Here is a 2,352-nt window from a genome sequence, read left to right on the forward strand (position 1 = left end):
CCGCACTGTCGATTTTTATCTCTCCTCCCGTCGTAACAGCAAAGCTGCATACCGGTTTCTGGGTAAAATCCTCAACAACGTGAAGAAGTGGCAGATCCCGCGATTCATCAACACGGATAAAGCGCCCGCCTATGGTCGCGCGCTTGCTCTGCTCAAACGCGAAGGCCGGTGCCCGTCTGACGTTGAACACCGACAGATTAAGTACCGGAACAACGTGATTGAATGCGATCATGGCAAACTGAAACGGATAATCAACGCCACGCTGGGATTTAAATCCATGAAGACGGCTTACGCCACCATCAAAGGTATTGAGGTGATGCGTGCACTACGCAAAGGCCAGGCCTCAGCATTTTATTATGGTGATCCCCTGGGCGAAATGCGCCTGGTAAGCAGAGTTTTTGAAACGTAAGGCCTTTGAATAAGACAAAAGGCTGCCTCATCGCTAACTTTGCAACAGTGCCATAAAAACACGTACGTGTTTAGAGGTACATAAGTGGACAGGTTCCTGACACATAAATTGTGTAAGTTGTATAACTTATGATTATTATGTAATCAGGGTGCTTGATAACCAATTCTGGATCATAAGTAGTTATCTACAGCTGTTTAATGTAATAGAGTAATAGAATTCTGCAACTCAACCAAGAACTGTCAGATCAGACAAAGTTGTCTTCCTGAGTAATTTATCTACAGTCTCATCTAGTATAATGTCGTATTTTTGCTCGACAAAATGTCGTATTTTTGCTAGTTTAAAGGTATGTGAAAACTGATGTATAAGGGAGATGCGATGACAACTAAAGCGAAAATGCAAATGCGCATCAAACGCTCAAAACGTTATGTTTTTATGCGTGATGATTTTAATGACATTGCGAATTATGACCAAATTGGAAGAGTTCTGCGAAACTTAGTTCAAGAAGGTGAGCTAATTAAAGTTGGTTATGGTATTTATACCAAAGCAAGAAAAAATCAAATTACCGGCAAAGTAATGCCAGCCTGTCCAGAAGGCGCGGATGCAGTGATCTTAGAGGCATTAAAAAGATTGGATGTGCAGGTTACGTTAGGAGAGGCTACGGAAAAATATTTATCTGGTCAATCCACCCAGATTCCAGCCTTTACTCAAATTAAAACCCCGCGTCGTTTTACACGCCAATTGTCTGTAGGTCGTAGCCAAATTAATGCCTGATATAAAAAATGTGTTTGCAGATGTCGCTGATGCACTTGGTATTGGTGCAACTTCTATTGTTGAAAAAGATTACTATGTTGTCGAGTTATTGAGACTATTACAGTCTCTAGAATTTGAAACGCATGACTTGGTTTTTGCTGGTGGAACTTCTTTAGCTAAAGCAAATATTCAGTTAAATCGGATGTCTGAAGATGTGGACATTAAAATAGTTCCAAAACCAAATATTGCATTAAGTCGCTCTAAAGCTAAAGTTGTACGTAAACAATTGCTTCATCAAGTACAAGACAAAATCTCTCAATCTGATTTCTTTACAATTGAAGAGGAACCAGTTGTCTGGGATGAATATCGTTATATGGAATTATTAATTCGATATCCTCAGCATTTCAACCAAGCTCCCTGTTTACGACCATTCATTAAATTGGAATTAGTTGAAACAGACTTACTTGAGCCTTTTGAATCTAGAAGTATCACCTCGTTTGTGTATGACTTGGCTAAGAAAGGGAAGCCAGTCGATGCTTTTCCCTCCGTCACAATTGTCAGTACCAGTATCGAGAAGCTGATAGCAATTTTAAGGCGTACAGCGGCCTTTGCTAGAAATGCTGAAAGAGCTGATGATGAATCATTAGTTCGACATGTGTATGACTACTTTAAAATTACCTATGGTAAACCACAAGATTTTGTTTATTTAGGGCACTTAGCTACTAAAGTTATAAAAACTGATATTGAGCGTTATGGTCGTCAGCATACTCTTATGGTTGAAGACCCGATTGCTGAATTGTTATTTGGTTTAAATGAATTAAGTCGTAATCCACTCTATAAAGCCAGGTTTAATAATTTTGTTGTTCCTATGGTGTTCGGGGACAAACAAATATCATGGCAGCAAGCCTATTCACATTTTCAGGACTCAGTTCAACAGATCTTCGCTAACTTAAAGTTGTAAATGTAGAAAAGAAATTAGCTTAAGCACAATAGATTATTTATTTACAATCACTCTTATTACAACTAAATTTGTCAAAATTCTTCAGAGTTTTTTCTTTGAATTCTAACTCGTAACTCATCGAAGATAGAAAATGTGGCACTGTTGCAAATAGTCGGTGGTGATAAACTTATCATCCCCTTTTGCTGATGGAGCTGCACATGAACCCATTCAAAGGCCGGCATTTTCAGCGTGA

At 39.1% G+C, this 2,352-nt stretch carries 2 protein-coding genes and 1 pseudogene; all 3 read left to right on the forward strand.

Annotation, left to right across the window (positions count from 1 at the left end):
* Positions 1-409: pseudogene (locus AC25JC_RS17260) on the forward strand (IS6-like element IS26 family transposase); the annotation flags it as partial.
* Between the two features lie 375 nt (positions 410-784).
* Positions 785-1,180: a DUF6088 family protein gene (locus tag AC25JC_RS17265; RefSeq protein ID WP_120376154.1), complete on the forward strand. Its 396-nt coding sequence runs from the start codon at positions 785-787 to the stop codon at positions 1,178-1,180.
* Positions 1,173-2,120 carry a nucleotidyl transferase AbiEii/AbiGii toxin family protein gene (locus AC25JC_RS17270; protein WP_120376155.1) on the forward strand — a complete coding sequence of 316 codons (948 nt, stop codon included), beginning with the start codon at positions 1,173-1,175 and terminating at the stop codon, positions 2,118-2,120. Before AC25JC_RS17265 ends, AC25JC_RS17270 begins: the two co-directional genes overlap by 8 nt.
* Positions 2,121-2,352 lie beyond the last annotated feature (232 nt).

Source organism: Acinetobacter sp. P37 (assembly GCF_057480965.1).

What these genes read in the sequence shown, in the direction of transcription:
- AC25JC_RS17265 (WP_120376154.1), top strand. Translation starts at nt 785, where the DNA reads ATGACAACTAAAGCGAAAATGCAAATGCGCATCAAACGCTCAAAACGT.
- AC25JC_RS17270 (WP_120376155.1), top strand. Translation starts at nt 1,173, where the DNA reads ATGCCTGATATAAAAAATGTGTTTGCAGATGTCGCTGATGCACTTGGT.